A 23,880-nucleotide genomic window follows, 5' to 3' on the forward strand; every position below is an offset into this window, starting at 1 on the left:
ATGCTGAGGTTCGGAGTCAACTACACGCCTTCCCGGGACTGGTTCTACTCCTGGCTGAGCCCGGACTGGGCGGTCACCCGGCGCGATATGAAGGCACTGGCCGACCTGGGGCTCGACCATGTCCGCATCATGCCGCTGTGGCCCGTGGTGCAGCCCAACCGGACCCTGATCCGCCGCCGCGCGCTCCAGGACATACGCCAGGTCGTCGAGATCGCCGGCGAGGCGGGGCTCGACGCCAGTGTCGACGTTCTGCAAGGCCATCTGTCGGGCTTCGATTTCGTGCCGAGCTGGCTGACCGACTGGCACCAGCGCAGTATGTTCGTCGATCCCGATGCCGTCGCCGCCCAGGCGGCCCTGGTCGAGGCCTTCGACGAGCACCTGCACGATCTGCCGAACTTCCTCGGGCTGACCCTGGGCAACGAGGTCAACCAGTTCACGTCGGCGCTGCACCCGAACCGGATGCCGGCCACGACGGCCCAGGTGACGTCCTGGCTCGACACCCTGCATGGTGCCGGGCCGCGCGATCCCCGCCACTTCCGGCTCAATGCCGAGTACGACGCGGTGTGGTACGCCGACGACCACCCCTTCGTACCGACGCACTCCAGCCGGTACGGCCGGATGGGCGTGGTCCACTCGTGGATCTTCAACGGCACGGCGCAGGGCTACGGCGCCATGTCCCACGAGAGCGTCCATCACGCCGCTTATCTGGTCGAGTTGTCGCGCGCCTTCGCCGTCGACCCGGCCCGCCCGGTGTGGTTGCAGGAGGTAGGGGCCCCGCTCAACCACCTCACCGAGGAGCAGGCCCCCGACTTCTGCGAGCGGACGGTCCGGGCGGCGGCCGACAGCGAGGCGCTGTGGGGGGTCACCTGGTGGTGCTCGCACGACGTGGAACGCCGACTCGGTGACTTCCCCGATCTGGAGTACAGCCTCGGCCTCATCGACGCCGACGGCAGGGTCAAGCCCCTCGGCCGGCGGTTCGGCGAAGTGTGCGCGGAGCTTCGCTCCCGGCCCCGCCCCTCGCCCCGGCGCGAAGCCGTCGTGGTCCCGGTCGACGCCGCTGACGTGCCCGTCTCCCGCGCCGAACTGTCGCCCGGCGGCGGCGTCTTCGAGACGTGGATGCGCCACGCGCGCGCCGGAACCCGCCCCACGCTCGTCACGTCCGCGACGGCCGCCGATCCGAGTGCCCTGACAGCCCGGGGTATCGCTCGCCTTTTCCACGCCGAACCGACCGGCCGTACCTTCTACAGCTCGGTCAGCGACGCGGAGACACTCCACCGGATACGTGACCATGCCGAACACTGACCACACCGCGCCCACGGCGCCCGCCGCCGTCGAACGCGTCCTCGCCGAACTGTCCTTGACGGAAAAGGTCGGCCAGCTCAACCAGCGTCTTTACGGCTGGCAGGCCGTCGAGCACGCGCCCGGGGGCGGGTTCCGGCTGACCGACCCGGCCCGCGCCGAGATCGACCGGTGGGGCGGTCTCGGCGCCCTGTACGGGCTGTTCCGCGCCGACGCCTGGTCGGGCCGCTCATGGCAGGACGGCATCCGGCCCGAGGAGCGCGCCGAGGTCGCGGCCCTCGTCCAGGACGAGGTGACCCGGGCCGGCCGCCATCGCATCGGGGTGCTGCTCTCCGAGGAGGCGCCGCACGGCCATCAGGCCCTCGGCGGCACGCTGCTGCCCACGAACCTGGCCGTCGCCGCGGGCTGGGACCCGGCGCTCCTGGCCGCGGCTGCGGCCGCCGTCGCCGCCGAACTGGCCGCGAGCGGCGTGCACTTGGCACTGGTCTCGACGCTCGATCTGCTGCGCGACCCGCGGTGGGGACGGTCCGAGGAGTGCTTCGGCGAGGACCCGCTGCTGGCCGCGGAACTCACCCGGGCCGTGGTGACCGGCATGCAGGGCGAGCAGGGCGGCGCGCTCGGCACGGACAAGGTGGCCGTCGTGCTCAAGCACCTGGCGGCCCAGGGCGAGACCGTCGGCGGACGCAACGGCCAGTCCGCCGTCATCGGCTCGCGCGATCTGCGCGAACTGCACCTGCCGAGTGTCCGAGCGGCCGTGGAGGCCGGGGCGCTGGGCTTCATGGCCGCCTACAACGACATCGACGGTGTGCCGTGCTGCGCGAACCGCGAGCTGCTCACCGGCTTTCTGCGTACCGAGTGCCGGTTCGACGGCATCGTCATGGCGGACGGCCTGGCCGTGGATCGCCTGGCCGCGATGACGGGAAGCCCGCTGACCGCGGCCGTGGCCGCCCTGGAGGCGGGCGTGGATCTCTCGCTGTGGGACGAGTCCTTCGGCCTGCTGGAGACGGCCGCGGCACAGGATCCGCGGGTGGCCGAGCTGGTCGACGCCGCCTGCCGCCGGGTCCTCTCGCTCAAGTACCGCCTGGGACTGCTGCCGTCCACCACCGCCGCCACACCGGCGCGGCCGGACGGGGCCGCGCCTCCGGCGACCGAGCCCGCCGCGGCCGGGGACCAGGAGCGCCCGGCGGCCGGGCGGGAACGGCTCACCGCCGCCATCCGCACGACGGACCGGATCTCCCGGCGGCTGGCCCGCGAGTCCCTGGTTCTGCTGCGCAACGAGGGCCCCGTCCTGCCGCTGGCCGCGTCGTCGCTGCGCAAGGTCGTGGTCGCCGGCCCCAACGCCCGTGACGTCACCTCGATGCTGGGCGACTATGTGCCGCCGCTGCCCGAGGGGTCGGCCGCTTCCCTGCACACCGCCCTGTGCCAGGCGCTGCCCGGCGCCGAGGTCGTGTGTCTGCCGGGTACGCCCTCGGCAGCCGAGCTGAGTGACGCCGATGTCGTGATCCTCGCTCTCGGCGGCACGAGCCACCGCAGCTACGACGACCAGTTCGCGGCCAACGGCGCCGTCGCCGGTCCCACGGTCATGGCCACGGCCGGAGAGGGGGTCGACCTCGCTGACGTGTCGCTGCCCGGCGGCCAGGACGAGCTGGTCACCGCCGTACGGGCGCGGTCCCGCTGCCCCGTCGTCGCCGTGGTCATCGCGGGCAGGCCGCATGTGCTGACCACCGTGGTGGACCGTACGGACGCCGTGCTGTGGGCCGGCTACCCCGGCCCGCACGGCGCGGGCGCCATCACCGACGTGCTGCTCGGCGCCTGTGAACCGGTCGGCCGGCTGCCCTTCACGGCTCCCCGCCACCCGGGCGCCGTACCGGTGCGGTACAACGACCGGCACCCGGCTGCCGACGTCTACCGGGACGCCCCGGATCCCGTGCTCTTCCCCTTCGGATTCGGCCTGCGGTACGGGCCAGTCGGCTTCCGCGGCCTCACCGCCGACGTCATGGCGTCCTCGGTGCGCGTCCGAGTGGACCTTTCCCACCCCGCCGACACCGAGACCGAGGCCATCGTGCCCCTGTTCGGCCACCGCACCGGCGGAACCGTGCTGCCCCGCCGACGGGAGCTGCTGGCCTTCCGCCGGGTCACGCTCCCGCCACGGTCCCACACCACCGTCACCTGGGATCTGCCCGCCGCCCGCTGCTTCGCCGAAGGCGCCACCGGCCGGGCGCGGACAGACCTGTACGTCGCGGACCTGCACACCACGATCCGACCGTACGACACCGACCGAGCGGTCCGGTCCTCCCGGCCGGCCGCATCACTGAGGGAAAGTGAGGAGATGCCATGAGACGGCAACGCGGCATCAGAAGCCACACCGCGGTCCGTACGTGCACAGCCGCCCTGGCCGCACTGCTGGCCGTCGCACTGGGCCCCGGCAGCGCCGTGGCAGGCGACACCCTCCCCTGGCCGGGGGAGAGCGCCGTCGGAGCCAATCAGCCCTACCAGCACGGCTACTCCCCCACCGAACTGCTGCGCTGGAATCCCGCCGACGACACCGACGCCGAACTGCTGCGCGCCAAGGTCCCGCTCCAGTCCCGGATCGCCCCCGACGCCGCGACCCAGCGCAATCCGTCCCTGTCCGCCGAGACCCAACTGCTCACGCTCGCGGGTGACTACGGCAACGCGTTCTTCGAGAGCCACCCTTACACGAACGAGTTCAGCCAGTATCTCTTCAACTACTGGCAGTACGCCGACGTCTACGCGTCCTGGCACGGTATGCCCACCGAAAGCGTCCCGACGGGCTACTACGACCCGAACCTCGACTGGAAGCAGAAGTGGTTCGAGTTCGGCATGCTCAACCTGCCCAACCCCGGCTACACCAACGCCGCGCACGCGAACGGTGTGCGCTCGCTCGGCTGTGTCTTCTTCTCCCCCAACGACCGCGGTGACCAGGCCTACTCCGAACTCCTCGTCCGTGACGCGGACGGAAACTTCCCCGCCGCGGCGAAACTCGTGGAGATCGCCGAGTACTACGGTTTCGACGGCTACTTCGTCAACCAGGAGGACTCGGTCGCCCCGGCCGACATCCCCGTCTACAAGCAGTTCCTCAAGCAACTGCGCGACGGCGGTATGTATGTGCAGTGGTACGACTCCATCGACAACTCCAGCGGAAGGGTCTCCTACCAGAACGAGTTCAACTCGGTCAACGCCCCGTTCGTCCGCGACAGCGCGGTGGGTGACGTGTCCGACTCCGTCTTCCTCAACTACTGGTGGAGCAGGAACAAGCTCACCAACTCGAAGACGTACGCCGAACAGCTGGGACTGAAGCCCCGCGAAAGCGTCTTCGCCGGGGTCGAGGCGGGGCAGTACCAGTTCAACCAGCCGTACGACCTCGAGAACAACCTCGGCGCCGACGGCAACCCCATGAACGCCATCGCCACGCTCGGCGCCGACTTCGTCTCCTCGGACTACGCCGACAAGACCGACGACAAGGCCCAGTCGACCGTCTTCGACCGGGAACGCCGCTGGTGGACCGGCTCCTCCCAGGGGGGAACGACACCGGACGGCAGCTGGAAGGGCATAGCGAAGTACATCGCCGAACGGTCCGTCATCAAGGGCAGCACCTTCTCGACGTCCTTCAACACCGGCCACGGCCTGTCGACCTGGAGCGACGGCACGCTCTCCAACGACGCCGAGTGGGGCAACATCAACCTCCAGGACATCCCGGTGACCTGGCAGTGGTGGATCGACGCCAAGACCTCACCGCTCGTCGCCGACTACGACTACGGCCCCGGGTACACGCCCGCGAGCCGCTTCTCCTACCAGCGGATCGGGGCCTACAACGGCGGTAGTTCCCTGGTGCTGAGCGGCACGCTCGCCGACGACAACACCGTCCGCCTGTACAAGACCGCCCTGGGCGTCACGTCGGGCTCGACCCTCTCGCTGACCTACAACAAGCCCTCGGCGGACGACGACTCCGAGCTGCGGCTCGCCGTGGTGCTGGCCTCCGACCCGGACAAGGTGGTCCAGCTGCCGCTGCACGGTTCCGGCCGGCGCACCCAGGGCTGGACCACCGCCACGGCCGATCTGTCGGCGTACGCCGGTCAGAAGATCGCCTCTCTCGGCCTGGTCGTCGCCTCCGGTGCGCAGCCGATCGAGGACTACCAGGTCAACCTGGGCGCCCTGGCGCTGCACGACGGTGTCGACCGCACCCCGGACAAGCCCAGTAGCCTGCGCATCAGCCAGCTGCTGCCCGAGACCGATGAGCTGTTCCTGTCCTGGAAGCGAAGCAGCTACGACGAGGTGCGTCGCTACGACGTCTATCTCGACGACACCTACCTCGGCGGCATCTACGACGACGTCTACTACGTCAAGCACTTCACCGCCGCCTCGGGCACCCTCAAGCTCGTGGCGGTCGGCCCTGACGGTTCCCGGAGCAAGCCCGCGACCGTGCAGTTCGACCTCGCGAAGGCCCCCACCGGCGTGACCGCCACGGCAGAGCGGGACGGTACGCTCAAGGCGGCCTGGACGCCGGGACGGACCGGCCAGCCCCTCACGGTCGAGGTCCGCGGCCTCGACACGGCCCGGCCCTACACGAAGAAGGTCACCGTTCCCGGCAAGAGCACGGGCACGACGCTGACCGGCGTACCCGTCGACGGAGGCACGTACCTCCTCACCGTGGCGACCGAGGACGGCACCAGGACGAGCGTGCGGGGCACGTTCGCCGACGCCGAGATCAGCCCCTACCCCGCCTCGGCGGTGCAGATCTCCGGGAACACCTTCACCTTCACCCGCCCCACCCTCGCCGACTGGCACACACTGACCGTTCTCGAGGACGGACAGCCGAAGCAGTTCTCGACGACCTACGGTTCCGGCACGAAACCGTACATCGTCCGCGGCCGCACGACCCGGGCGGCGATGACGGTGACGATGGACAGCCCCGACAGCGAGGTGATCGCCGTGCTCGAGGACTACGCAGGAAACAAGGCCACAACGGTGCTACGGAATTAGCGTCGAACTCCCGGGACATTTCTGTCAGGTGCAGCCGGCCGCTGTGAACAGCGGCCGGCTGCCGGCTCGTTCAGGGGCTCGGCGCAGGAACCTGTTCGCGGTGGTCCATAGGCAGTGTCGCGGGGCCATGTCGAAACCGTCGTCCGCGGCCAAGAGCGTGATCACCAACTGGGCGTCTGCTACGCCGCTCAGAAGTAGAAGCGGGACAAACTTCGCCGCGGAGCTGGCCGAGGCGCTACGGATCCTGGGCGCCGGCAAGCCGCGGTTGCTCGGGTACGCCGACGCGCGGGTACCCCGGTCGGCGCCGGGCTGCCCGCGGTTCTGCGATGCGCCGCTCGACGAGGCGGTACGACGGCTGGTGACGCACATCCGGGAATTCCGCCCGGACATCGTCGTCACCCATGACGCCTACGGCGGGCTGCCCGGTCACCCGGATCATGTGCACACCCATCGGGTGACCGTGCTCGCCGCCCAGGCGGCCGGGCTCGGGCAGCTCTACCCGGATGCCGGGGCCCCCTGGCAGCCGCAGGCGCTGTACCTGGCCACGCACCCGCATTCGGCCGTGCCGGCGCTGCGAGACGTGATCGGTGCGCGCAAGGCGGCGTACAGCGTTCCGGACGAACAGGTCACCGCGACTGTCGATGTCGGCCCCTGGCTGGAGCAACAAGATATGCCAATTGAGAAGTCTTCTCTTTTTGATAGGGTTCTTGGGTGGGTTTGAGGGAGAAGAAGGCGCGGAAGGTCCGGGAGGCGATCTACGAGGCGATGCTCACGCTCGCCGAACGCGACGGTTATGAAGCGGCCACCCTGGAGCAGGTGGCCGAGCGCGCCGAGGTGGCGATCTCCACGGTCTACCGGTACTTCGCGAACAAGGACGCGATCCTGCTCGACCCGATCGAGCGCGGCGTCGGTGCGCTCGCGGCCCAGTTCCGGGCCAGGCCCGAGGACGAGGACGTGGTGGTCTCGCTCGGCCGCACCGTGCACGCCGCGCTGGACGTCGGCCCGGAGCACATGACCCGTACCCGCAGGCTGCGCGCGCAGCTGGATCGCGCGCCGGGTCCGAGGGCCCGGCTGTGGGACGTCGTCCAGCGGGAGCGAGTGCTGCTGGAGGACGCGATCGCCGAGCGCAGCGGCCGGGACCAGCTGTGGAACGCCGCAGCCGCACACCTCACCCTCATGATCATCGCGATGGCGTACGACCACGACCGCGACAGCCTCGACGCGACACCGCCGGCCGACCACGCGGACCGGATCATGACGATGCTGCACGGCACCGGAGCCCCCCTTCCGGCACGCCGATGACGCTCGGCCGGTCACCTGCCGCACCGGGCGCAGAAAGGAACCGCAGGTGAGTGGCGAGCTGATCGATGTGGTGATCGCGGACGACCAGGAACTGGTGCGTGCCGGTTTCGAGATGATCCTCGATGCCCAGCCCGACATTCGTGTCGTGGGTGTGGCCGGAGACGGCGTCGCATGTGTCGAACTTGCCCGTCGGCTCAAACCACAGGTGGTGTTGGTCGACATCCGCATGCCCCGTCTGGACGGTCTGGAGGTGACCCGCACCCTGGTGGGAGAGCGGGCCGACACGTCCGCGACGAACGTCGTCGTCATCACCACGTTCGACCAGGACGACTACGTGAGGGACGCGCTGCGGTACGGCGCGTGCGGGTTCCTGCTCAAGGACGCGCCGCCCGCGCTGCTGGTCGAGGCGGTGCGGGCGGCCTCGCGCGGCGACGCGCTCGTTTCGCCTGCGGTCACCGTCCGGCTGCTGCGGCAGTTACAGAAAGGCCCGCTCGGAGAAGCACCCCGGGAGGCGGTCGGGCTCAGCGTCAGGGAGACGGAGATCACGCGGCTGGTCGCGGTGGGCCGTACCAATCAGGAGATCGGCGACGAACTGTTTCTGTCGCTGTCGTCGGTGAAGACCTACCTGGCCCGGATCCAGTCCAAGATCGAGGCCCGCAACCGTGTAGAGGTCGCGGCCTGGGCATGGGAACACGGTGTGATCACCTCGCGGTTCGGACGAGGCGCGTAGGAACTCGTAGCGGCTTTCCCCTACTTCTTGGCCGGTCGGGGCGGGTTCAGAGGGGAATCGGCGGGGGAACGGGGCAGGCCGGCACGGACCTCCCAGCGGCCGGGGTGCTCGGGGCCCGCCGAGAAGGTCCCGTCGAGCGCCTCGACGCGTTCCCGCAGCCCTATCAGCCCGAGCCCGCTCCGCCCGCCCGCCGGACCCCCGGTACGGCGCTGCGCCCAGCTGTTGCTGACCGTGACGTGGAGCCAGCCCGGGTCGGCGTCCAGCCGTACGACCACACCCTCGCCCGGGGCGTGACGGTGCACGTTGGTGAGTGCCTCCTGAACCACCCGGTACACGGACGTCTCCACCTCGGGGCTGAATCTGTTCGTCCGTACTGCCGCGGTGGCCTCGAGACGTGCCGCGGGGGCGTCGGGCTGTCGGCGTGAGAAGTCGGCGACGAGGTCCCCGAGTTCGGAGATCAGGTCCGCGGGGCGCAGAGCCGTGTGGTTGTCCTCGCGCAGGACGCGCACCAGGCGCCGCATCGACTCCAGCGTCTCGGTGCCGGACCGGGCGATCGCTTCCAGGACCGGCTCGACCTTCTCGGGCGCCGTCGCGCAGACGGTCCGGGCCGCGTTGGCCTGCACGATGATGCCCGTCATGTGGTGGGCGATGAGGTCGTGCAGGTCCCGGGCCAGAGCCAGCCGCTCGGCCTGCCGCACGTCCTGGACGGCGCGCTGCCTGCGGGCCTCGAGCGCGCGGGTGGAGTAGCCGATGATGACGCACAGCGCGAGCGCGACCGTCAGCAGATAGCCGCCCGTCACGAAGGCGTCCAGCGTCCCGATGCGCAGCGGCAGCATCATCACACTGACAACCAGGAGGGTGACGGTCCACGCCGCGGTGCGGGTGTGCTGCGTCACGCCGAGCACCCTGGCGGTCAGGAACAGCAGCGCGAGAGTCTCCAGGAGACCCCAGTCCCCCGCGGAGTGCGACACGAACAGACACAGGCAGCTCAGCGTCATGGACATGATGGCCACACCCGTCGCTCGCACCGTGAGCGAGGGCAGCCAGCGGGTGTCGGGCAGGGCCAGAACGGCCAGCGGACCGGTGACGAACACCGCGACCCAGCTGGTGGGCGAGTTGCGCTGTGCCGTCAGCACGGTGATGTCACCCACCCACGTCAGGGTCAGGCTCACCACTACGGCGGCGGAGATGAGACGCCGCACCCCCGGGGAAAACGGAAGCTTCCAGTCCACGGGCATCAGCCTAGGAAACCGGCCCGTCCGCTGCTGTCGGCCGAACGGCCGACACGCCGTGGCACAGCCCGGCCGAACGGCTGACACCGGGGACGGGCAGATCGGGGCAGCCTGACTGCGGGACACCGGCGCTCCCCCGGCGCCGGTGTCCTCGGGCCCGACGACGGTGACGGGCCCCGCACGATCGGGCGCCGCGCCCGGACCCTGACGCGATCCGGGACAGCGGTGTCCAGGCGTGCCGAGGCCGGTGGGGACGGTCCCCGGCACGCCGGCGGGGCTACAGGTGAGCGGCCTGCGGCCCCGCCCCACCCCCTGTCCGACCGTGAAGAACGGCGAACCCGGGCCGCCCTCATCGGGCTCCCGAGCCGGCCGTCGGCCGACGCCTGCCTTGACGGGCTCGCGCTCTGCGCCTTCTTCGCATCCTGTGACGTACGGAGTCTGTCTTTCTCATGGCTACATTCCTGCACCGCATCGGCCGGGGCGCCTTCGCGCACCGCTGGCTGATTCTGCTGCTCTGGGCGGTCGTACTGGGCGTCGCAGGCGCCGCGGCGGCGGGCAGCAGCGGCAGCGGTAACACGAACATCACCCTGCCCGGCATCGAAGCGCAGAAGGCGAACGATCTGCTCGCCGAGAAACTCCCCGCCGCCAACGCCGACGGGGCGAGCGCCCGCGTCGTCGTACGAGCATCCCACGGGGAGAAACTGACCGGCAGCGGCCCCCGCGCCGAGGTCACCGCGCTGTTGAAGGACCTCAGGGACTCCTCGCCGCGCGTCGCCTCGGTCGTCGACCCCTACGCCGCCCGGACCGTCAGCGCCGACGGCACCACCGGCTACGCCCAGGTCACCTACAAGGCCAAGCCGACCGACCTGACCGACGCCGACCACCGGCACTTCGACGACGCCCTCGACACGGCACGTGACAAGGGACTGACCGTCGAGGCGTCCGGCAACGCACTGGCGCCCGCCGAATCCAGCACCTCCTCCGAGGCGATCGGGTTCCTCCTGGCCGCGCTGATCCTGGTGGTCACCTTCGGCTCCTTCGCCGCGGCCGGGATGCCCCTGCTGACCGCCGTGATCGGCGTCGGGATCACGCTCAGCTCCGTGACCGCGCTGGCCGCCACCCTCGACCTCAACAGCAGCACCTCGGCGCTGGCGTCCATGCTCGGTATCGCGGTGGGCATCGACTACGCCCTGTTCATCGTGTCCCGCTACCGCTCCGAGCGGCAGGCGGGTCACGACGCCCGGGAAGCGGCCGCACGCGCGAACGGCACGGCCGGCTCCGCCGTGGTCTTCGCCGGCCTGACCGTCGTCATCGCCCTCGTCGGCCTGGCCGTGGTCAACCTGCCCGTGCTGACGGCCATGGGCATGGCCGCCGCCGGCGCTGTCATCGTCGCCGTCCTGGTCGCCGTCACCCTGGTCCCGGCCCTGCTCGCCTTCGCACCCGAACGCGCCCTCGGCCGCCGGCGGACCACCGGCACCCGGCGACCGCGCACCAAGCCGGCCCTGGCAGACCGCTGGGCTGCCTTCGTCCTGCGCCGGCCGTGGCAGGTCCTGCTCGTCTCGGCCGTGAGCCTGATCGTGGTCGCCCTGCCCACGGCCAAGCTCGCGCTGGGCCTGCCCGACGACGGCTCCAAGCCTCCCGCCAGCACCGAGCGCAAGGCCTACGACATGCTCGCCGAGTCCTTCGGCCCCGGCTTCAACGGTCCCCTCACCGTCGTCGTCAGCGACAGCGAACCGGCGACGGCGAAGCAGGCCGTCGGCGAACTCACCAGCGCCATCGAGGACATGAAGGACGTCGCCGCCGTCGCCCCGGCGGTGTACAACCCGGCGGGCGACACGGCGATGCTCGCTGTCGTCCCGAAGAGCGCACCCGCGAGCGAGGCGACCAAGGACCTGGTCCACGCCATCCGCGACCAGGCCGAGGACACCCGCGCCGGCACCGGCGCCGAGGGTCTGGTGACCGGCACCACCGCGATGAACATCGACATCGCCGCGAAGTTCACGGACGCCATCGTCCCCTATCTGGCGCTCGTCGTCGGTCTGGCCTTCCTCGTCCTGATCCTCGTCTTCCGGTCCCTCCTGGTCCCGCTCAAGGCGGCGCTCGGCTTCCTGCTGTCGGTGCTGGCCGCTTTCGGGGTCATGGTGGCGATCTTCCAATGGGGCTGGTTCAAGGACCTGTTCGGTGTGGAGACCACCGGCCCGCTCAACAGCCTCGTGCCGATCCTCACCGTCGGCATCGTCTTCGGCCTCGCCATGGACTACCAGGTCTTCCTCGTCACCCGGATCCGCGAGGCCCACGTCCACGGCGCCAGCCCGAGCAACGCGATCACCGAGGGTTTCCGGCACAGCGGCAAGGTCGTCACCGCAGCCGCGCTCATCATGACGGGCGTCTTCGGCGGCTTCGTCGGCGGCGAAGACACCATGATCAAGTCACTCGGCCTGGGCCTCGCCGCCGCCGTTCTCTTCGACGCGTTCGTGGTCCGCATGACCCTCGTCCCCGCCGTCCTGGCCCTGCTCGGCCACCGCGCCTGGTCGCTCCCCGGCTGGCTCGACCGCAGGCTGCCGCACGTGGACATCGAAGGCGAGAAGCTCGCCGGTACGGCCCCCGGAGCCCACGAACCCGCAACGGCGGAAGCGGACTTCACCTCCACCCGCTGACCGGCCTGCTGCGCCCGCACGCCGTGTGCGGGCGCAGCGCCGTACGAGGGCCACGCCCCGACCAACCGCCCCCGCCCCGCGCCCGCCCCGGGAGAGAAGCCATGCGCAAAGGTCCTGCCCTCCTCACCATCGCGGTCGTCGTGGCCCTGTTCGCCCTGTCCGAGCACGCCAGACAGCAGCGGGCCGAGCTTCCGGACCTGCACGGAATGACTCTGCGCGCAGCACAACTGGCGACCCGGGACGCGGGGTTCGGTCACCTGGCCGGGGCGGACGCACTCGACCGCCACCGTGTCCCCCTGTGGGGCGACAACTGGAAAGTCTGCTCCCAGCAGCCCCGACCCGCGCGCTACGCCACCACCACCCTGATCACCGTACGAGTCGTAAAAACAACGGAGGCATGCCCGGGCCCGTAGCTTCGAACGGGCGACACCGGTGTGCCCGTACCGCCGGTAAAGGGCACTGAACTTCAACTGACTGCGCCCGGCGGACCTCCAGAGAGCCGCACCGCGGCAGGCTGCGCGTCTTCGGGATGAAGTATCAGGACGGTCTAGCGACTGATCCATTCGGGCTCTGCCGCCGATGCGCAGGCGAACGCCAGCTGCGGACGCTGCCGGCGCGGCCCGATGGCCAATGCCGTGCCGACCAGGGACCGCGTCGCCGGGCTGACGGTCCTGCTCCATGGCCGGTTCCCCACGAGAACCTGCCGTCCGACGGTCGACCACGTCATTCACGACCAGATCAGACGCCTAAGGACGAGTGGCTGCAGCACGAATGCCGGACTTCCGAAGCGCGCGGGCCAGGTGTTCCGTCTGTACTCCCCAGCACTCCAGCTCCGCGTCGCATTCCTGGCACACAGCGGAGTACCTGACGGATTCAATGACCACCTGCTCCATACCCACCCCAGCCGAAACAAGGTTAGACGACAAGGTCAGCCATCGTCCTCCACGCCTCCTCGCAGCTCCCACTCATCGAGGCCGGAGCAGACCAATGCGACGTCAGGTTGAAGCGGTCCTGCGGTCCAGGCGGTGTCGGTCCAGGGCTCGGCTGTCAACATGCGGTCTCCGGGGCCCGAGCGGCCACTTCAGCCGCCCTTCCCTGCCGGGCTCCTCCCGTCGGCTGTCCGGTCCTTAATCGCCTTTCATGTCCTGCCGAGCGGGAGTTAGTGTTCGCGCAGCGAGTGACTCACGAGGAGCGAAGACATGGTCGGTCGTCCCGGCACGCGTTGACGTTTGAGGCCGTGAGCGGCCTGTCATCGCGTGCTGCCCCTGATGCGCGGCACAGCGAGCCTTTCTTTCCCGCTGCCTGAAACGGTCGGTGCACCTGTCGTGCCCCGGTCGGCGGGTCTCGTCTTCGGTCATCCGAGGGGTCCCTGTGCCGTCTTCTTCCTCCGCTGCATCCGATTCCGGTCGACCCGTTCCGTCAAGCCTGTGGCGGGACGGCGACTTCCGTCGGCTCTGGGTGGGCCAGACGGCCTCGCAACTGGGCGAACATGCAAGTCTGGTGGTTCTGCCGCTCGTCGCCGTCCTGACGCTCAACGCCGGTGCCGGCCAGTTGGGCGCCCTGCGCGCGGTGGGACAGGCACCGATCCTGCTGCTGTCGCTCTTCGCGGGCGTGTGGGTGGACAGATGGCGGACCCGTACGCTGATGGCGCTGACGGACGCCGGTCGGGCCCTGGCACTGGGCGCCGCCGCCGTGGCCGGCTTCCTCGGTGGGCTCGGTCTGCCCGCGCTGCTCGTGGTTGCCTTCGCCGTCGGGGCTCTGTCCGTGTTCTTCGACGTGGCATACCAGGCCTCCTTGGTACGGCTGGTGAAACGCGATCAGTTGGTGCGGGCCAACAGCGCGCTGGAGGGCAGTCGGTCCGCGGCGCAGATCGGCGGCCCCGCCCTCGGCGGTGCGTTGGTGTCTGTGCTGTCGGCGCCGATCGCCGCCGCCTCCAGCGCGGTGTTCTTCGCGCTGTCGACCGTGTCGATCCGACGGATCGGTCGCCGCGAATCCGTCCCGGAACACTCGGAACGTCCTCCTCGGGTCTGGCGGCGGATCCATGAAGGCCTCCGCTTTGTCACCGGCGACACCTCGCTGCGCACCGTGTGCCTCGCATCAGCCACCTTCCAGTTCTTCTTCGCGGCTGTGATGACCGTCTATCTGCTGTTCCTGCCCCGGGACCTGCACCTCTCGGGCACCGCCGTCGGGCTGGCACTCGCGGCGACGGGGCCGGGCGCACTGCTGGGCTCACTGCTGGCCGCCCGCCTGCCGAGCCGCTTCGGATATGGCGCTGTGCTCGTGTCCGCGGCAGTACTCGGCGACGGCGTGTTTCTGTTCGTGCCTGCACTGCACGGCTCGCCTATGGTGACGATTCCCGCGCTCCTTACGGTCAACTTCGCCTTCGGGACCTTCAGCCAGCTGGTGAATGTCACGGTCATGACTATCCGGCAGACCGTCACTCCGGACAGGATGCAAGGCCGCGCGGCCGCGACGATCAACTTCGTCGGCATGGGACTGACCCCGCTCGGCTCGCTGCTCGGCGGCCTTCTCGCGGAAGCGTGGGGAACCCGCACCAGTCTCCTGGTAACAGCCGCAGGCATGCTGCTGTCGCCGGCGCTGATGGCCCTGTCCCCACTCGCCCGCCTGGGCCGGACACTTCCCGCCCCGCCGGAGAGCACGGATTCACCGGAAATTACCAGCGAGTGAAGCCCTATCTGCAGGAAGCCCGACCCAGGACCCCGGGGGAACCGGGCATCGCTCCCGATGAACTTACGGATCTGCACGGCCGGTTCGGGAGGGCTGTCGTGGGCCGCGCGCTGTACCAGCAGATGAGGTATCCCGGTGGCAGCGCATCAACAGCCCCGCAAAAGGATCTCTACCTCCTGTGGTGGTGGGCATCGGCGAAGATGGCCACCATGCTGGTGACCTCGTCGGTGACATCGCGGCGCCATTCGTGCCGTCCCTGGCGACAGCGGCCGGAGATGATGCCGTGGAGAGCGGTCCACAACTGTTCAGCCCGGTCCAGCGCCTCCGCCTCGTCGACGGCGGGGGCGGTCGCCTTCAGGTCCTCGGCCATGGCAGCGGTGCGGTTTTCCATCCAGGTGCGGACGGTGTCGGTCTCCTTGAGCCAGTCGACGCTTTCGAAGACCAGTTGGTACGGGCCCGGGTGGGCCAGCGCCCAGTCGACGTACGTCAGGGCGAACGCGTCCAGGCGTTCGCGCGGCCCTGCGGCGGCGGCCACGGCCGCCTCGGCCCGGGTCCGGGCGTCGGTGAAGTGCATGTCGAGCACCGCGTCGATGAGCGCCGCGCCTGAGTCGAAGTGCAGGTAGACCGCGGTCGCTGAGACACCGCACGCCCGGGCCACGGCCCGCAGTGACGGGGCCGGGGCCGGGCGCGGTTCCTGGAGCAGTGCCGAGGCAGCCTCGATCAGAGCCTGGCGTAGGTCGCGGCTTCCTTTGTCTGCTGTGCCGACGATCATCCGCCGCCCTCCGTACTCTCCCGAACTTGCTGGTTAACAGGTGTCAATGTACCGTGTCACTCACCGCACTTAACACCTGTCAACCTCTGGGGAGCGTCATGCGGAGGACCACGGTCATCACCGGAGCAAGTTCGGGCATCGGCGCCGAGTTCGCCCGCCGTTTCGCGCAGCAGGGCGACGACCTCGTCCTGGTCGCCCGGCGTCTGGACCGGCTCGAGAGCCTTGCTGCGGACTTGCGCGGGCAGTACTCGGCGACGGTGACGCCCATAGCCCTGGACCTCACCGGGCCCCGGCCCGGCGCGGCGCTGCGCGCCCGACTTGCGGAACACGGCCTGGTCGCCGGCGCGCTGGTGAACTGTGCGGGCTACGGCCGTACCGAGAGGTTCGAGGAAGCCGACGCGGACAGCGTCGCACGGCAGATCGCCCTGGACGTCACCGCTCTGACCGACCTGACGAAGGCCTTCTGGCCCGACCTCCTGGGTGCCGAAACGGGTCTCCTGATCAACGTGGCCAGCCTGACCGGCTACGCACCCATGCCCGGTATGGCTGTCTACGCGGCGGCGAAAGCCTTCGTGCTCTCCTTCACCGAAGCCCTGTGGGCCGAGGCCCGCGGCAGCCGGCTGCGCGTCCTGTGCCTGTCACCGGGGCCCACCAGCAGCGAGTTCTACGAGACCTCGGGCACCTCCACCCGAGGTGTCCGCTTCCAGACCCCCGAACAGGTCGTCGACACCGCCTTCCGCGCCCTGGACAACGATCGCCCCACCGCCGTGTCGGGACGCCTCAACACCCTGGCCGCCGCCCTGATGCGCACGCTGCCCAGAAGGATCGTCCTCGCCCTGGCAGCACGCCAGGCCCCCAAACCCTCGGTTTCCCTGCAGTAGGCGGAACCCCGACCGTGTCGCGGCAGCTGAACACGACGCCGGAGACCGATCGCGTCAAGGACGTGTGGGTGCGGCTCGGGCGCGAACGGACTGTGCCGGGCCGACTCTTCGCTCTACTTCACCAGCCTCGACAACCGCCGTCGCACGAAGTGTGACCAGCAAACTCGTCACCTACCTCCGGCGAACCTGTGCCAGGCGTCTCCGGACCAGCGGGCACTGCGTTGTACTGCAGGGCCGGCTGAGCCTCACAGAAGATTGCCCAACTCGACGTGCAGATCGCCCGGAAGCAGGAGGCTGTCGGCCTGGGCGGTCGCGCGCCACGACCGTCGTCGTCTCCGGGGCACCAGGCTGCGGAGCCTTCTTCGACCGGGAGTGTCACCTGTCAGCGCAGTTGGCTGAACGCCTGGTCGGCGTCGGCTACGGCCTCGGGGTGGACGTCGTGGGCGGTTCGGCCGTCGGCGATCTTCTGCCAGTTGGTTCTGGCGAGCACCCGTTGGACCGCGAGTACCTGGGCGGCTCGCAGGCGTGCCTGGATGCCTTCGCCGAGGGCGTCCGCCAGTGCTTCCTCGTCCTCGAGCTGGTACTGCGTGAGCCGTGCCGCCAGGCTCGGTGTGGTGAACACCAGCCGATGGAACGCCACCACCTCGGGATGATCGTTGAGGCCGGTGACGGGGTCGTACCGATCGAGGCCGGCCCGGAAGTGCCGGTGCAGCGCCGTCACCGGCTTGACGCCGGACCTGCGGTCACGTACGACGCGTGCCGCCTCTCCTAGGTGGTCCGCAAACCGGTGCAGCACCAGGTCTTCCTTGGTGGGGAAGTACCGGAAGAGGGTCGGCTTGGAGATCTCGGCCGCCGCGGCGATGTCGTTGACCGAGACGCGGTCGAAGCCTCGCTCCAGGAACAGCGAGACGGCCGCGTCGCCGATGGCGTCACGCGTCCGCTCCTTCTTGCGGGCCCGCAGCCCCGTCGGCTCGCTCACCTGACCACTGTAACAGTCATTACCGGGTTGCTTTTTTAACCGAGTAACGTTTTCATGAGCGGCGTGAATCAGATGGACATTCCTCCCGTGCTCGTAACCAGGGCGACGGGCCGGGTCGGCCGCGTCGTCATCGACCAACTCCTCGACGCGGGCGTGCCGGTCCGCGCCCTCACCCATCGCTCCGAGGCCGCGGCGACGCTGCCGGCGAAGGCCGAGGTCTTCACCGGCGACCTCACCGTGCCCGAAACGCTCGACCGGGCATTGACTGGCGCCGATGCGGTCTTCCTCGTCTGGACCGCCCCGCCTCGGACCGCCGAGGCAGTCGTCGAGCGGCTGGCAGCCCACGTGCGGCGGGTCGTCTTCCTCTCCTCCCCGCATCAGACGCCGCACCCCCTCTTCCAGCAGCCCAATCCCATGGCGGTGCTGCACGCCGACATCGAGCGGCTCATCGCGGCCACCGGACTCGAGTCGACGATCATCCGGCCGGGGATGTTCGCGTCGAACTCGCTGGCCTGGTGGGCGCCCGCGATCCGGGCCGGCGAGGTCGTCCGGTGGCCCTACGGCACTGCCGAGTCGGCACCGGTCGACGACCGCGACGTCGCAGCCGTCGCGGCGCGGACGCTCTATCAGGGCGGATACGTCGGAGGCGACTACGTCCTCACGGGCCCCGCATCACTGACCCAAGCCGCGCAGGTGGACGTCATCGGTGACGCCCTGGGGCGCCGGATCGCATTCGAGGAGATGACGCCGGACGAGTTCCGAAGCCTGTGCGAGGGCACGGCGCCCAGCTCGGTCGTCGACATGCTGCTTGCCGCGTGGAGCGCGGCGGTCGGACAGCCCGCGTACATCACCACTGCGGTGGCCGACATCCTCGGGACGGCGCCGCGAACGTTTCGCCAGTGGGCCGCCGACCACGCCACCGCGTTCACGGAGGGTTCGGAGGGGTCGTAACCTCGTCGACCGCGGTCAGCGGCCCAGGGCATCGTGCGTACCGACAGGACGCACAGCCTGCGGTCCACGTGCGCGATGTCGATGGGAAATTCTTAGGGGCGGCGGGCCAGCAAGTGGGCGTCGAGGAAGCCCCGCTCGGAGGCCGGGTCGTGGAGCAGCCGGGCGAACGTGACGAGCCCGGCCCCGGCCAGCAACTCGGCGAACCGGTCCGCCGGCCAGCTGTAGGCGGGCGTCACCTTGTGGTCAAAGCGGACCGGCTCGGGCCCGTCGGTCGCGAAGAACGAGACCAGGAGCAGGCCCCCTGGCGCCAGAACACGTACCTGCTCGGCGAGCAGCGGGAGCAATTCCCCGGGAGGGGTGTGGATCATCGAGTAGTGGGCCAGTACGCCGCCGAGCGCGCCGTCCTCGACCGGCAGGGCCTCCATCCGTGCCTCGTCGAACTGCAGCGCCGGATGGGCCCGCCGGGCGTGGTCGACCATGCCCGGGGAGAGGTCGAGCCCGAAGGCGTCCAGACCCAGGTCATGCAGCATGGCCGTCAGATGCCCGGGCCCGCACCCGACATCGGCTGCCCGCAGGTTCCCCGTCCCGCGCACCAGCTCGGCGAAGGTGCCGATCATGTTCCGCGAGAACGGGTGCGTCTCCAATCGATCAGCGAACATCGACGCATAGAGCTCGACGACCCCGTCGTAGGCCGCCCTGGTCTCGTCCTGGTGTCCCGCCACGGGGAAGAAGCTAACACCCGTGCCCTACACCGGATCCAAGGGGACCGGATGTGGTCGGTCGCCGAGCCGGGTAGTCCGGGCGTGAGGATCGAGATCAGCGGTCTGCAGCATCCCGCTTACGCACCCATGAGCCACCCAGGCCCAACCGCGCTCCCCGTTCGTGTACCTGCTGGCGCGTCGACTGGCCCCGCAGGGACTCTTCGGACGTAGTGGCGATGTCTGCCCGCAACGACTGGAGCGCCCGTTGGAAACCCTCGCCCCGCGACCGCCCCGGTCGATGCCGACGGTGGCCGCATCCGCTCGCACCGTTCCTCGCCTTGACTCCCGTCCATCCGCCGACAACGTCGAGAGCGGGGGCAGCTGATCACGTGGACCGCCTCGCTCACCCTGCCAACCACCGACGGCTCTACGACGTCCTGTGGTTGCTCCTGCCGTTGGCGGTGACGGCCGGCCTCTACTGGTTCGGCCGGACACACACCCCCGACTACACGAGCAGCCTCTTCGGGCAGCGCGGCGACGACGCCAGAAGGCTCAAGGCCCAACTCGGCTCAGCGCTCCTGTGCCTGGCGCTGATTCAGCTGATTCTCGCCCTCTGGATGTACGGCCTCCTGCCCGCACTGCGCGCCGCCTCGCACCGGGTCCACACCACGCACCGCCTCATCGGTCTCACCGCCTTCCTCCTCTCCCTCCCGATCGCCTGGCACTGCATCTCCGCCTACGGCGTCCAGCTGACCGACACCCGCGTGGCACTCCACTCGCTCACCGGCTGCTTCCTCTACGGGGCCTTCGTCGCCAAAGTCGTCGTGGTCCGCCACCGCCGCTGGCCCAGCTGGGCGCTTCCGCTCGCCGGCGGCACCCTCGTCACCGCGATCGCTCTGCTCTGGTACGCCGCCGCCTTCTGGTACCTCAACGACTTCCGGGCCCCCGGCCTGTGACCTTTCCCTGCACCGCCTCCCTCAGTCCGGCCAACACCCAAGCCTCATCAGGGACTTCGAGAAGCAGCTTCCTGACGAGCCGAAGCCAGTAGCGCTAGGCAGTTTCGTTTGGATCAGTCGGTCGTTGGTCCGAGTGCGCCGTTGTCTGACACGCAGTGGGCGCGGATCGAGCCCTTGCTCCCGGACCGGATGCCCAACCGGCCCCTCACGTTCGTTCTCACCGCAGGCCAGGCCGGTGACGCGCCCGTCTGTGACCTGTGTGTTGTTCAGTGGGCGATGCTGTCCAGTTCGGCCACATCCTCGTCCGAGAGGGAGAGGCTGGCGCCTGCGATGTTCTCGCGCAGGTGGGCGGTGGACGAAGTACCCGGGATGAGCAGGATGTTCGGCGAGCGCTGCATCAGCCAGGCCAGCGCGACCGACATGGGCGTCGCCTCTAGTCGGTGCGCGACCTGCGAGAGGGCCTCGGACTGTAGCGGCGTGAAGCCTCCCAGGGGGAAGAACGGCACGTAGGCGATGCCGTCGGCGGCGAGGTGGTCTACGAGGTCGTCGTCGTGGCGGTGGGCGAGGTTGTACATGTTCTGCACGCACACGATCGGGGCGATGCTGCGCGCCTCGGCGACCTGCTCCCCGGTGACATTGCTGACGCCGAGGTGGCGGATCAGGCCCTCTTGCTGGAGGTCGACGAGCGTCTCGAATGCTTCGGTGATCGAGCCGGGCTGGGGACCCTGAGCGTCGCCCATGCGCATGTTGACCAGGTCGAGGGTCTCGACGCCGAGGGATGCGAGGTTCTCGTGGACCTGCTTGCGCAGGTCTTCGGGGCGCCGGGCCGTGGGCCAGCCGCCCTGCGCGTCGCGGGTCGCACCCACCTTGGTGGCGATGAACAGCGGCTCCGGGTAGGGGTGCAGCGCTTCACGGATCAGCTCATTCGTGATGCGCGGTCCGTAGGCGTAGCTGGTGTCGATGTGGGTGATTCCGAGGCTGACTGCCTCGCGCAGCACGGCCAGGGCGCCGTCGCGGTCGGCGGGCGGCCCCATGACCCACGGGCCGGCGAGCTGCATCGCGCCGTAGCCGAACCGGGTGACGGACGAGTCACCCAGCGTCCAGGTTCCGCCGGGAAGAGGTGCGGAGGGCGTGTTCATCGTGGTGCCTTTCACTTCGTACCAGGGGTGGTGTCTCCAGCCCCCTTGCACCAGTGTTGGAGAGGAACTTCCTGCCGGGAAGTAGGCACTCTGAAGTGCGTAACAACCCAGAAGGTGAGAGGCGAGATCAGTGACGACGACGAAGGCCGACAAGAAAGCACAGGCCAAGGCGGAGTACAACGCGTTTCTGGCGGTGTGCCCCAGCCGTCAGCTCCTCGACCGGATCTCAGACAAGTGGGTCGTCCTGATCCTGTGCGCACTGGGCGGTGACACACCCGAACAGCCCGGCGCATCGCACGCCCCGAAGGCGATGCGCTACTCCGAGCTGGCCCGGCTACTGGCTGGCGTCAGCCAGAAGATGTTGACCCAGACCCTACGGGCTCTCGAACGCGACGGCTTGCTCATCCGCACCGTGACGCCCACAGTCCCTGTCACCGTCACGTACGAGCTGACTGACCTCGGCCTCTCACTCCACCACCTGACACGCGGGCTCAGACAGTGGGCCCAGTCCCACATGGAACAAGTCCTCGCCAATCGCGAGAGCCACGACGCACGAGCTTCCTAGCGTGGACGGCGTTCTCCCTCTACATCTGAGGGACGTCCTTGACGAACACGATCCCGTCGGTGTCCGCCAGGTGCGCCGGGTCCAGCGAGGAGTAGCCGAACCAGGGCGATACGCGGAGGGCGGGCCGTGTGTCGCCGAGGGTGGCGGCCAGCCTGCGGGCGTCGATGACGCAGCGGTCCTCCGGGAATGTGTACAGGAGTCCTTCGACGGTGTCCGGGGGCGGGGTGCCCACTCCGTGGTGCCGGATCGTGCCGAGGGCCGTGGCCACGAACGCGTATCCCTCGCCGAGCTGGGCGCTCGCCAGCGCACCGGCGCTCCACCACTCCACCGGCCCCTCCCACATCTGCATCGTGCTCTTCTCCCGCTGGAGATGGGAGTTGTGGGCGTGGACGAGTGCCGGGCCCCGAGCGGCGACGGCAAGGAGGTTGTGGGCCATCATCAAATCCCGCAGCGCGCACAGCCGCGTCATACGGGCCGGTGAGGTGTCGGCCATCCAGTGGTGGTAGCGCAGCAGGCCGGTCGCGGTGCGGCCGTACAGGCGCGCCCGGTCCCAGTCGTCCCGCGAAGTCGCCGCGAGCAGGTGCGGCGTCTGCGCGTCGAGCAGCGCCACCAGATCGTCGGCGAGCAGCCGCAACTCCCCGGCCTCGGTCGACTGCCCCACGGACTGGGCCGGGTCCGTCATCGCGGCGGGGTCGGTCCACCCGCCGTCGGTGCCGAGCAGACGGTCGAGCGTCTCCCCGGTGCAGGGGAGCAGGGCCGCGTCCACCCGGGCCGCGAGGTAGCCGTGGAGTGCGGTGAGGGCCTGCCGGGGGCTCGCGGCACCGGTGATCTCCAGCGGGCCGTCGAAACCGGCGAAGCGGAGCTGGTCGGACGCGGGCCGGCCGTCGTTGTACGCGCGCATCCAGCGCACGAGCTCGCGGTTGGCCGCGGAGGTGCCCCAGCCGTGGCTGAGTCCGTGCTCCATGACCTCGTCGAGAGTACCCAGGCCCGTGGTGACGTGGTCGTCCACGACCAGGCCCCTCATGCAGTCGCTCTCGATCGCGATCGTCCGGTAGCCCTCCTGCTCGACAAGTTGCCGGAACAGTTCGTTACGCAGTTCGAGCAGCGTTTCCTCACCGTGGGCGGGCTCGCCGAGAGCGAACAGCTGCGGCCTGCCCGGCAGCAACTTCATCACGGCATCAGCCTCGACGGCATGGGGCTACCGCACCTATACGCCGCTGCACGCCGCAGCCCTGCGTGCGTTTCTTGCTCTGGTGCCCGGCCACGGGCACCCGGTGGCGACGTCGATCATGCGGGCTGTGAACCAGGGCGCCGTCGATGAGGCGTTCCGTCTCATCGACGAGAGCCACGCCCAGCTCAGCGACGACCGCCGGACTCTCCAGGCCGTGGAGCGTGGCCTTCGGGGCCTGGGGCCCACCGCGGCGTCCCACCCCGATACCGCGGCCGGGCCCGACGGCACGTTCATCGGGCCGCTGGCGAAGAAGCTCGGCATCCGGCCCGCGACGCTGCGCACATGGGAGCGCGCCGGGCTGGTGCGCCCGCGCCGCGACCCGCGGACCGGGTACCGCGTCTACGACGAGGCCGACGTACGGGACGCCCGACTGGCCCACCAGCTCAGGCGTGGCGGCTACCTGCTGGAGCAGATCGCCCCGCTGATCGCCCAGGTACGGACGGCCGGCGGGCTGGAACCGCTGGAGGCCGCACTGGGCGACTGGCACGGCCGGCTGTCCGCCCGGGGGCGGGCGATGCTGACCGGGGCCGCTGAGCTGGAGGCTTACCTCCGCGAGCGCGGGTTCAGGGACGGGGTGTCGGCCGATAACGGTTGATGGCGTCGATGTGCTGGGCGCGTAGTTCCTCGTCGTGTATGCCGAGGCCTTCTTCGGGGGCCAGGCAGAGGACGCCGACCTTGCCCTGGTGGGTGTTGCGGTGCACGTCGTGGGCGGCCTGCCCGGTGTCGTGGAGGGCGTAGACCCTGGAGAGTGTCGGGTGGATCTTTCCCTTGGCGACGAGCCGGTTGGCCTCCCAGG

At 69.8% G+C, this 23,880-nt stretch carries 20 protein-coding genes and 1 pseudogene; 14 read left to right on the forward strand and 7 right to left on the reverse strand.

Annotated features, from left to right (window positions below; all coding sequences use genetic code 11):
* The 6 genes from CTZ28_RS38785 to CTZ28_RS38810 all read left to right on the forward strand — a co-directional run bounded on the left by CTZ28_RS38785 (nt 1) and on the right by CTZ28_RS38810 (nt 8,332).
* The gene (locus CTZ28_RS38785; RefSeq protein ID WP_121894464.1) at nt 1-1,302 is read left to right on the forward strand and encodes a glycoside hydrolase 5 family protein; all 1,302 of its coding nucleotides are present in this window, start codon (nt 1-3) and stop codon (nt 1,300-1,302) included.
* Nucleotides 1,289-3,637, forward strand: a complete 2,349-nt coding sequence (locus CTZ28_RS38790) for a glycoside hydrolase family 3 protein (protein ID WP_121894465.1) — start codon at nt 1,289-1,291, stop codon at nt 3,635-3,637. The genes CTZ28_RS38785 and CTZ28_RS38790 overlap by 14 nt, the downstream gene beginning before the upstream one ends.
* Nucleotides 3,634-6,300: an endo-beta-N-acetylglucosaminidase gene (locus tag CTZ28_RS38795; protein ID WP_121894466.1), complete on the forward strand. Its 2,667-nt coding sequence runs from the start codon at nt 3,634-3,636 to the stop codon at nt 6,298-6,300. Before CTZ28_RS38790 ends, CTZ28_RS38795 begins: the two co-directional genes overlap by 4 nt.
* A gap of 127 nt (nt 6,301-6,427) precedes the next feature.
* Nucleotides 6,428-7,021, forward strand: coding sequence for a PIG-L family deacetylase (locus CTZ28_RS38800; protein WP_121894485.1), 594 nt, complete (start codon nt 6,428-6,430; stop codon nt 7,019-7,021).
* Nucleotides 7,012-7,602 carry a TetR/AcrR family transcriptional regulator gene (locus CTZ28_RS38805; RefSeq protein WP_121894467.1) on the forward strand — a complete coding sequence of 197 codons (591 nt, stop codon included), beginning with the start codon at nt 7,012-7,014 and terminating at the stop codon, nt 7,600-7,602. Before CTZ28_RS38800 ends, CTZ28_RS38805 begins: the two co-directional genes overlap by 10 nt.
* Nucleotides 7,603-7,648: 46 nt before the next feature.
* Nucleotides 7,649-8,332, forward strand: a complete 684-nt coding sequence (locus CTZ28_RS38810) for a response regulator (RefSeq protein WP_121894468.1) — start codon at nt 7,649-7,651, stop codon at nt 8,330-8,332.
* Between the two features lie 20 nt (nt 8,333-8,352).
* On the opposite strand, the gene CTZ28_RS38815 is transcribed toward CTZ28_RS38810, so the two are convergent.
* Nucleotides 8,353-9,564 (reverse strand): sensor histidine kinase, encoded by a 1,212-nt coding sequence (locus CTZ28_RS38815; protein ID WP_183154805.1) that lies wholly within the window; start codon nt 9,562-9,564, stop codon nt 8,353-8,355.
* 449 nt (nt 9,565-10,013) lie between these two features.
* Here CTZ28_RS38815 and CTZ28_RS38820 point away from each other — a divergent pair, with 449 nt between their 5' ends.
* The 3 genes from CTZ28_RS38820 to CTZ28_RS38830 all read left to right on the forward strand — a co-directional run bounded on the left by CTZ28_RS38820 (nt 10,014) and on the right by CTZ28_RS38830 (nt 14,909).
* The gene (locus CTZ28_RS38820; RefSeq protein ID WP_121894470.1) at nt 10,014-12,221 is read left to right on the forward strand and encodes an MMPL family transporter; all 2,208 of its coding nucleotides are present in this window, start codon (nt 10,014-10,016) and stop codon (nt 12,219-12,221) included.
* A gap of 101 nt (nt 12,222-12,322) precedes the next feature.
* Nucleotides 12,323-12,634 carry a hypothetical protein gene (locus CTZ28_RS38825; protein WP_121894471.1) on the forward strand — a complete coding sequence of 104 codons (312 nt, stop codon included), beginning with the start codon at nt 12,323-12,325 and terminating at the stop codon, nt 12,632-12,634.
* A 958-nt stretch (nt 12,635-13,592) separates the two neighbouring features.
* The gene (locus tag CTZ28_RS38830; protein ID WP_121894472.1) at nt 13,593-14,909 is read left to right on the forward strand and encodes an MFS transporter; all 1,317 of its coding nucleotides are present in this window, start codon (nt 13,593-13,595) and stop codon (nt 14,907-14,909) included.
* Between the two features lie 169 nt (nt 14,910-15,078).
* Here CTZ28_RS38830 and CTZ28_RS38835 read toward each other — a convergent pair whose 3' ends face one another.
* Nucleotides 15,079-15,681, reverse strand: coding sequence for a TetR/AcrR family transcriptional regulator (locus tag CTZ28_RS38835; protein ID WP_121894473.1), 603 nt, complete (start codon nt 15,679-15,681; stop codon nt 15,079-15,081).
* Between the two features lie 98 nt (nt 15,682-15,779).
* Here CTZ28_RS38835 and CTZ28_RS38840 point away from each other — a divergent pair, with 98 nt between their 5' ends.
* Entirely contained in the window at nt 15,780-16,562 is a 783-nt protein-coding gene (locus tag CTZ28_RS38840; RefSeq protein ID WP_121894474.1) for an SDR family NAD(P)-dependent oxidoreductase, read from the forward strand.
* 382 nt (nt 16,563-16,944) lie between these two features.
* On the opposite strand, the gene CTZ28_RS38845 is transcribed toward CTZ28_RS38840, so the two are convergent.
* On the reverse strand, nt 16,945-17,541 hold the full coding sequence (locus CTZ28_RS38845) for a TetR/AcrR family transcriptional regulator (RefSeq protein ID WP_121894475.1): 597 nt from the start codon (nt 17,539-17,541) through the stop codon (nt 16,945-16,947).
* Nucleotides 17,542-17,628: 87 nt separating this feature from the next.
* On the opposite strand from CTZ28_RS38845, the gene CTZ28_RS38850 reads away from it, so the two are divergent.
* A complete protein-coding gene (locus tag CTZ28_RS38850) occupies nt 17,629-18,492 on the forward strand; it encodes an NAD(P)H-binding protein (protein ID WP_121894486.1) in 864 nt (287 codons plus the stop codon).
* 92 nt (nt 18,493-18,584) lie between these two features.
* Here CTZ28_RS38850 and CTZ28_RS38855 read toward each other — a convergent pair whose 3' ends face one another.
* A complete protein-coding gene (locus CTZ28_RS38855; RefSeq protein WP_121894476.1) occupies nt 18,585-19,214 on the reverse strand; it encodes a class I SAM-dependent methyltransferase in 630 nt (209 codons plus the stop codon).
* Between the two features lie 368 nt (nt 19,215-19,582).
* Between CTZ28_RS38855 and CTZ28_RS38860 the strand changes: the two genes are divergently transcribed.
* Nucleotides 19,583-20,149: a DUF6529 family protein gene (locus tag CTZ28_RS38860; RefSeq protein ID WP_121894477.1), complete on the forward strand. Its 567-nt coding sequence runs from the start codon at nt 19,583-19,585 to the stop codon at nt 20,147-20,149.
* Between the two features lie 266 nt (nt 20,150-20,415).
* Here the strand turns inward: CTZ28_RS38860 and CTZ28_RS38865 are convergent, their stop codons facing one another.
* A complete protein-coding gene (locus CTZ28_RS38865) occupies nt 20,416-21,288 on the reverse strand; it encodes an aldo/keto reductase family oxidoreductase (protein WP_121894478.1) in 873 nt (290 codons plus the stop codon).
* A gap of 130 nt (nt 21,289-21,418) precedes the next feature.
* Here CTZ28_RS38865 and CTZ28_RS38870 point away from each other — a divergent pair, with 130 nt between their 5' ends.
* The gene (locus tag CTZ28_RS38870; protein ID WP_121894479.1) at nt 21,419-21,853 is read left to right on the forward strand and encodes a winged helix-turn-helix transcriptional regulator; all 435 of its coding nucleotides are present in this window, start codon (nt 21,419-21,421) and stop codon (nt 21,851-21,853) included.
* Between the two features lie 19 nt (nt 21,854-21,872).
* Here CTZ28_RS38870 and CTZ28_RS38875 read toward each other — a convergent pair whose 3' ends face one another.
* Nucleotides 21,873-23,024, reverse strand: a complete 1,152-nt coding sequence (locus CTZ28_RS38875; RefSeq protein WP_121894480.1) for an erythromycin esterase family protein — start codon at nt 23,022-23,024, stop codon at nt 21,873-21,875.
* Here CTZ28_RS38875 and CTZ28_RS38880 point away from each other — a divergent pair.
* Nucleotides 23,005-23,679: a TioE family transcriptional regulator gene (locus CTZ28_RS38880; protein ID WP_121894481.1), complete on the forward strand. Its 675-nt coding sequence runs from the start codon at nt 23,005-23,007 to the stop codon at nt 23,677-23,679. The genes CTZ28_RS38875 and CTZ28_RS38880 overlap by 20 nt on opposite strands.
* Here CTZ28_RS38880 and CTZ28_RS38885 read toward each other — a convergent pair.
* Nucleotides 23,648-23,880, reverse strand: a pseudogene (locus tag CTZ28_RS38885) (crotonyl-CoA carboxylase/reductase); the annotation flags it as partial. The gene CTZ28_RS38880 and the pseudogene CTZ28_RS38885 sit on opposite strands and share 32 nt — an antisense overlap.

Origin of the sequence: Streptomyces shenzhenensis (genome assembly GCF_003688995.1) — a bacterium.
In the GTDB taxonomy this organism is placed as follows: Bacteria; Actinomycetota; Actinomycetes; order Streptomycetales; family Streptomycetaceae; genus Streptomyces; species Streptomyces shenzhenensis_A.

What these genes read in the sequence shown, in the direction of transcription:
- CTZ28_RS38785 (WP_121894464.1), top strand. Translation starts at nt 1, where the DNA reads ATGCTGAGGTTCGGAGTCAACTACACGCCTTCCCGGGACTGGTTCTAC.
- CTZ28_RS38835 (WP_121894473.1), bottom strand. Translation starts at nt 15,681, where the DNA reads ATGATCGTCGGCACAGCAGACAAAGGAAGCCGCGACCTACGCCAGGCT.
- CTZ28_RS38820 (WP_121894470.1), top strand. Translation starts at nt 10,014, where the DNA reads ATGGCTACATTCCTGCACCGCATCGGCCGGGGCGCCTTCGCGCACCGC.
- CTZ28_RS38875 (WP_121894480.1), bottom strand. Translation starts at nt 23,024, where the DNA reads ATGAAGTTGCTGCCGGGCAGGCCGCAGCTGTTCGCTCTCGGCGAGCCC.
- CTZ28_RS38800 (WP_121894485.1), top strand. Translation starts at nt 6,428, where the DNA reads ATGTCGAAACCGTCGTCCGCGGCCAAGAGCGTGATCACCAACTGGGCG.
- CTZ28_RS38865 (WP_121894478.1), bottom strand. Translation starts at nt 21,288, where the DNA reads ATGAACACGCCCTCCGCACCTCTTCCCGGCGGAACCTGGACGCTGGGT.
- CTZ28_RS38790 (WP_121894465.1), top strand. Translation starts at nt 1,289, where the DNA reads ATGCCGAACACTGACCACACCGCGCCCACGGCGCCCGCCGCCGTCGAA.
- CTZ28_RS38795 (WP_121894466.1), top strand. Translation starts at nt 3,634, where the DNA reads ATGAGACGGCAACGCGGCATCAGAAGCCACACCGCGGTCCGTACGTGC.
- CTZ28_RS38840 (WP_121894474.1), top strand. Translation starts at nt 15,780, where the DNA reads ATGCGGAGGACCACGGTCATCACCGGAGCAAGTTCGGGCATCGGCGCC.
- CTZ28_RS38825 (WP_121894471.1), top strand. Translation starts at nt 12,323, where the DNA reads ATGCGCAAAGGTCCTGCCCTCCTCACCATCGCGGTCGTCGTGGCCCTG.